Source organism: Pseudothauera nasutitermitis (assembly GCF_004801295.1).
Classification (GTDB): domain Bacteria; phylum Pseudomonadota; class Gammaproteobacteria; order Burkholderiales; family Rhodocyclaceae; genus Pseudothauera; species Pseudothauera nasutitermitis.
Genome location: NZ_SSOC01000010.1, coordinates 104,031 through 110,179, shown reverse-complemented (window position 1 = coordinate 110,179; position 6,149 = coordinate 104,031). Strand labels below are relative to the sequence as shown.

Genomic DNA, 6,149 nt, shown 5'->3' with positions numbered 1-6,149 from the left:
CGCATCGCTGATCTCGAAGCTCACCCCGACGGTCGGCAGCAGGTCGTAGCCCGCGGTGTCCGTATCCGTCGCGGTGTTGCTCGCGTTGTCCGTGGCCGTGGCCGTCGCCGTGTAGGTGACTTCCTCGGGGAAGGTGATGCCGGAGAGGTCCACACTCCAGGTGCCATCCGGGTTCAGTGTCGCCGGGAACGGACCGTAGCTGCTGCCGTCGCTGCCGCTGATGCTCACCGACACGCTGGTCGCGTGCTCACTGGTACCGGTCAGGGTGCCCACGCCCGCATCACTGATGTCGAAGCTCACCCCGACGGTCGGCAGCAGGTCGTAGCTGGACGAGTCGGTCGCCACGTCGGTCCTGCCCGCCGCATCCCTGGCGGTGGCGGTGGCGGTATACGTGACTTCTTCGTCGAAGTGCTGGCCGCTGAGATCGACGCTCCAGGTGCCATCCGGATTCAGCGTGGCCGGGAACGGACCGTAGTTGCTGCCGTCACTGCCGCTGATGGTCACGGTGACGCTGGTCGCGTTCTGGACCGTACCGACGATGGTGCCGATCCCCGCGTCACTGATGTCGAAGCTCAGCGTGACGTCGGGCGTAGTCTGGGGGCCGGACGAGGACGACCCCGTACCGTCGCCTTCCTCCGCGAAACCATTCTGAAACTCTTCGACATTGACAATGGTTGCCGGATTGAACTCGAACGCCAGCGGGTCCACTCCTTCGCTGATGCGCAGCAGACGCACGAAGTTGCTGCCGTCGCCGCCGGCACCGCCGGACAGGCCGGCCGCCGGGGCTTCGAGGAGGTCGTCGAGGCTGGCGCCGCTGTCGAGCGCCTGGAGGATCTGTTCGACCGTGCCGTCGGCCAGCGCGGCATCCGCAGCCTGAGGACGGGTTTCTTCGGAAAGATCGGCGGTGACCGCGATGGATTGATGCTCGCCGAAGGCCAGCAACTCGCCTTCCAGGGTAGCCAGTTCGACCCGTCCGCCGGACGAGGTGATGACGACCTCGCCTTCATGCAGGACATCGCCCGCCTTGAGGGCGCGCAGATTTCCTTCCGCGTCGCGGGCAAAGGCCTGCCCGGTGACGGTGACGACGGTGGCGATGGCTTGGCTGGTGGCCATGGTGATCTCCTGTGCGGTCTTGGCACCCGGAGCACTGCGTCCGGGCGACGGAATACATGATGGTCGCTAGCCTAGCGACACCGTCCGCGCAGACACATTGGACCAGTGGACAAGCTGTGGGAAATTTAACAATCCGTGCCTCCCGGACACACGGGCCCAGCGCCTGCCCGTGATCCTTTCATGGAGTCCACAGCCGCTTGCAGAACATTCCACCGAAGGCGCGGCGGCGCAGGCAAGGACAGGGGCGTTCAGGCGCCGACGCGCAGGGCGAGCTGCAGGCGGTCGCGCACGCCGAGCTTTTCGAACACGGCGCCCAGATGGGCCTTCACCGTGCGCTCGGTGATGCCGAGCAGGCGGGCGACTTCCTTGTTGCTGTGCCCGGCGGAGACGGCTTCCGCGACTTCGCGCTCGCGCGGCGACAACAGATCGAGCACGCCGGCGGCCTGGCGCTGCGCCGGTGCCTGGCGCAGTGCGCCGATGACCCGCGCCATCAGTTCCGGACCGATCCACAGCCCGCCATGCCCGACCACGACCGCCACTTCGCGCAGCAGGGTCGCGGTCGACAGCACATGGCAATAGCCCAGCGCACCGCCGTCGAGGGCGAGCAGTGCCTCTTGCTGTGCGGGCTGCGCCGACAGCACGACGATGCGCGCGCCGCCGCCGTCAAGGCTCAGGTCGTGCAGGCGCGCGCTCCAGTCAGCCAGGGCACTGCTCAGCCAGACGACATCCGCCGGCCCCAGTGCGGGCAGCCGGGCGGGATCGGCAAGCAGGACGGCTTCCGGGAAGGCCTCGGTCCAGCGCGGGGAAACGACGCCGGCCGGCGCGATGAAGAAGTGTCGGCTCATCGTTCGGTCATCGCATTGGCCTTGGCCCGCAGCACGGGCTTCAGCAGATAGGAGAGGATGGTCTTCTTGCCGGTGAGGATGTCCACCTGGGCGACCATGCCCGGAATGATCGGCAAGCCTTCGCCCAGACTGGATTCGCGCGTGCGCACGCGCACCACGTAGAAGGCGTTGCCCTTGTCGTCGGTCACCGTGTCCGCGCCGATGTGTTCGACGGTGGCGGTGAGCCCGCCGTAGATGGCGAAATCGTAGGCGGTGAACTTGACCATGGCCTCCTGGCCGGGGCGCAGGAAGGCGATGTCCTTGGGCAGTACCTTGGCTTCGAGGATCAGCGCGTCGTCCAGCGGCACGATCTCCACCACTTCCTTGCCCGGCTGCACCACCGCACCCACGGTGTTGACCAGCAGGCGCGACACCGTGCCGCGCACCGGGGCGCGCACCTCGGCGTGGCGCACGCGGTCTTCCAGCGCACGGCTGCCTTGCGAGAGGCTGGAAAGCTTGCCCATGGTGTCGGAAAGCTCGCTGCGCAGCTGGTTGCGCATGCTCAGTTCGACTTCCTGGATCTTGCCGGTGGCCTCGGCGATGGCCGCCTGCACGCGGGAAATCTGCGCGCCGGCCTGGTCGCGCTCGCCACGCAGGCGGGCCACTTCGCGCTCCAGGCGCAGCAGCTCGACCTCGGAGACCGCGCCGGACTGGATCAGCGGGCGGGTCACCGCCAGTTCCTGGGTGACCAGTTCGAAGGCCTGCCCGGATTGCTCGCGGCGCGAGCGCGCTTCGTTGAGTTCCTGGCGGCGCTGGTTGAGCTGGTCGCGCGCGATGGACAGCTGCGCCGCCAGACCCTCGCGGCTGGACAGATACAGGCGGCGCTCGTGCTCGCCGATCTCCGGCGCGTCGCGCAGCACTTCCTCAGGCACGACGAATTCGGTGTCCTGGGTCAGCGCGTCCAGGCGCGCGCGCTTGGCCAGCAGGGCGAGGTACTGGGCGCGGTTCTCCAGCAGGGAGGACACGAAGCGGGTCGGATCGATGCGCAGCAGCAGTTCGCCGGCGGCCACCTGCTGGCCCTCGCGCACCAGCATTTCCTCCACCACGCCGCCATCCACCGACTGCACCACCTGCAGCTGCGAGGACGGAATCACCCGCCCGTCGCCGCGGGTCACCTCGTCCACCTGTGCCAGCGCGGCCCACACCACCAGCAGCGCGATCACCACCAGGGCCACGCGCAGCAGCGCGCGGGCGCGCAGCGGTTCCTGTTGCAGGCGCGCCCAGTCGGCATCGCCGGCCCAGTCCAGGCTGTCGCCGCGCGGCGGCAGGATGCGGCCGAAGATGCGTTCGATGAGCGGCCGGGCGGTACCCGACAGGCGTTCGCTGCCGTGCCCGATGCTTTCGAACAGACGCTGCTGGGACGATTCGCGCGTGGCGTTGCTCATGCGCCGGCCCTCCCGATGCGGCCCTGGCGCAGCGCCTCGACCACCTGCGCCTTGGGCCCGTCGGCCACCACGCGCCCGCCGTCGATGACCACGATGCGGTCGACCAGATCGAGCAGCGAGGTGCGGTGGGTCACCACGATCAGCGTGCGCCCGCGCGCGTACTCGCCCAGGCGGCGCTTGATGTCTTCCTCGGAAGAGTGGTCCATGGACGAGGTCGGCTCGTCGAGCACCAGCATCGGCGGATCGTTGATCAGCGCGCGGGCGATCGCCACGCCCTGGCGCTGGCCGCCGGAGAGCGATTCGCCGCGCTCGCCCACCAGCATGTCGAAGCCCTGCGGGTGGTTGTTCACGAAGTCGAGGATGCCTGCCGTTTCCGCCGCGCGCAGCACCGCCGCGTCGTCGGCCAGCGGCGCCGCCATGGCGATGTTCTCGCGCAGCGTGCCGTAGAACAGCGTCACGTCCTGCGCCACGTAGCCGATGCTGCGGCGCAGTTCGGCGGGGTCCAGCTGGCGCGCGTCGGCGCCGTCGATCAGCACCGAGCCGCCGGTGGGCTGGTACAGGCCCAGGATCAGCTTTTCCAGTGTGGTCTTGCCGGAACCCACGCGCCCCAGGATGGCCAGCCGCTCGCCCGGCTGGATGCGCAGCGAGACATTGCGCAGCGCCTGGGTTTCCTGCCCGGGGTAGGAGAAGCTCACGTCACGGAACTCGATGGCACCGCGGAAGCTGGGCCGGCTGATGAAGGTGCCGCCGTCGGGGCGCTCCACCGGCTGCTTCATCAGTTCGTCCAGCGAACTCAGCGCGGTCGCTGCGCCGTGGTACTGCACCAGCAGGCCGGCCACCTGGCCGATGGGCGCCATCGCGCGCGAGGACAGCATGTAGCAGGCGATCAGCCCGCCCATCGACAGTTCCCCCTCGCCGATCAGATACACGCCGATGACGATCACCACCACGCTCACCGTCTGCTGCACCCACATCGCCCCGTTGGTGGCGGATGCCGACAGCAGGCGCAACTGGGCGCCGACGCGGGCAAGCAGCGCGGCGCTGCGCTCCCACTTGCGCTGGATGGGCGCCTCGGCGCCGAGCGCCTTCACCGTTTCCATGCCCACCAGCCCCTCGATCAGCGTGGCGTTGCGCTGCGCGCCGGCGCGGTAGGTGGTTTCCGAGAGTTCGTGCATCTTGCCCTGCACCGCCATGGCATACAGCAGCAGGGCCGCCACGCCGACCAGGAAGGGCAGCACCAGCGGCCAGGCGATCCACGCGATGACCACCAGGAACAGCGCGGCGAAGGGCACGTCGATGAAGGCCACCACGGTGGCCGAACTGATGAAGTCGCGCACCGACTCGAAGGCACGCAGGTTGGCAGCGAACGAGCCGGCCGAGGCCGGACGCGCTTCCATGCGCAGGCCGAGCACGCGCGACATGATGTGCGCGGAGAGCTTCACATCCACCCGGCTGCCGGCCAGATCGACGAAATGCCCGCGCATCGTGCGCAGCACCAGATCGCCGGCCAGCAGCAGCAACACCCCGGCGGCCAGCACCCACAGCGTGTCGGTGGCGTTGTTGGGCACCACGCGGTCATACACGTTCATGACGAACAGCGGCATGGCCAGCGCGAACAGGTTGATCAGCAGCGCGGCGGTCAGCACGTCGCGGTAGAGCGCGCGGTTTTCCGCGATCACCCCCCAGAACCAGTGCTCGCCGCGCGGCGGGCGCACCAGCGGGCTGCGCGCATCGAAGCGGAAGCGCGGGCGCAGATAGATGGCGCGGCCGGTATAGCGCCCGGCCAGTTCGGCCTGCGGCAGTTCGACCTCGGCCTCGCCGAGTTCGGGGAACACCACGCGCAGCACGCCGCGTTCCGCGTCGCGGCCGGCGAGCACGCAGGCGCGTTCGCCCTGCAGCAGCAGGATGGCGGGGAACAAGGCATCGTTGAGCGCATCCAGCGGCTGCACCACCACCTGGCTGGTCATGCCGGCGCGCTGTGCGGCGCGGCCGAACAGCGAAGGTGTCAACCCGGCGGCATCCACCGGCAGGCCGGCCAGCGCGCTTTCCCGGGTCAGCACGCCGCCGTGCGCGCGCGTCACCAGAATCAGGCAGTCGAGCAGATCCTGCCGATGCGGCACGGAACCGCCTGGCGCGGCCTGACGGGCGGCAGGAGAGGGGCCAGCCGGGTTATTCGCTTCGGCCACGTTGTTTCAAATTGTCATCATGCGCATGGTTGGCCATTCTGCGCACGCGCTGGACATACGCCAAGAGAAACCCGACTCAGTTTGCGGATTTTTGCACGTGCATGGCTGCCTCCGGTGCTTGCGGTGGCCGCCCCGGGAGACCAGAATTCTTTTTTACCCCAACCACGGTCGCTGCCGCATTCACCGGTGGCGCGGCCAATCCAGCGGAGCCCCCCATGAACACGCCGGAACAGCGCCGCTTCTCCCGCATCCGTTTCCACAGCGGCGCCACGCTGTCGATCGGCAACCGCGAGACGGCCTGCGAGGTGCTCGACCTCTCCCTCAAGGGCGCCCTGCTGCGTCCGCTCGATGCCTTCGACGCCGCGCTGGGCGAGCGTTGCCTGCTCGAACTGCGCCTGGACGGCGAAGAGGCCGTGGTGCGCATGGAAGGCGAGGTGGCGCACCGGGAGGCCGGGCGCATCGGCCTGACCTCCCGCGAGATCGACCTGGACAGCATCACCCACCTGCGCCGCCTGCTCGAACTCAACCTCGGCGACGCCGCGTTGCTGCAACGCGAGTTTTCCGCGCTGATCTCGGACTGA

Annotated in this window: 5 protein-coding genes; 1 reads left to right on the top strand and 4 read right to left on the bottom strand. The window is 68.9% G+C overall.

Annotated features, from left to right (window positions below; all coding sequences use genetic code 11):
• The 4 genes from E6C76_RS21410 to E6C76_RS21395 form a co-directional block, all read right to left on the bottom strand.
• Positions 1-1,113: retention module-containing protein (locus E6C76_RS21410; protein ID WP_136350301.1), on the bottom strand; the 1,113-nt coding region annotated here is incomplete at its 3' end.
• A gap of 248 nt (positions 1,114-1,361) precedes the next feature.
• The gene (locus tag E6C76_RS21405; protein WP_136350300.1) at positions 1,362-1,958 is read right to left on the bottom strand and encodes a response regulator transcription factor; all 597 of its coding nucleotides are present in this window, start codon (positions 1,956-1,958) and stop codon (positions 1,362-1,364) included.
• Complete coding sequence (locus E6C76_RS21400) at positions 1,955-3,382, bottom strand: HlyD family type I secretion periplasmic adaptor subunit (protein WP_136350299.1); 1,428 nt, start codon at positions 3,380-3,382, stop codon at positions 1,955-1,957. Before E6C76_RS21400 ends, E6C76_RS21405 begins: the two co-directional genes overlap by 4 nt.
• Positions 3,379-5,502 (bottom strand): type I secretion system permease/ATPase, encoded by a 2,124-nt coding sequence (locus E6C76_RS21395; protein WP_136350298.1) that lies wholly within the window; start codon positions 5,500-5,502, stop codon positions 3,379-3,381. The genes E6C76_RS21400 and E6C76_RS21395 overlap by 4 nt, the downstream gene beginning before the upstream one ends.
• Positions 5,503-5,783: 281 nt before the next feature.
• Between E6C76_RS21395 and E6C76_RS21390 the strand changes: the two genes are divergently transcribed.
• A complete protein-coding gene (locus tag E6C76_RS21390; RefSeq protein WP_136350297.1) occupies positions 5,784-6,149 on the top strand; it encodes a PilZ domain-containing protein in 366 nt (121 codons plus the stop codon).

What these genes read in the sequence shown, in the direction of transcription:
- E6C76_RS21405 (WP_136350300.1), bottom strand. Translation starts at nt 1,958, where the DNA reads ATGAGCCGACACTTCTTCATCGCGCCGGCCGGCGTCGTTTCCCCGCGC.
- E6C76_RS21400 (WP_136350299.1), bottom strand. Translation starts at nt 3,382, where the DNA reads ATGAGCAACGCCACGCGCGAATCGTCCCAGCAGCGTCTGTTCGAAAGC.
- E6C76_RS21390 (WP_136350297.1), top strand. Translation starts at nt 5,784, where the DNA reads ATGAACACGCCGGAACAGCGCCGCTTCTCCCGCATCCGTTTCCACAGC.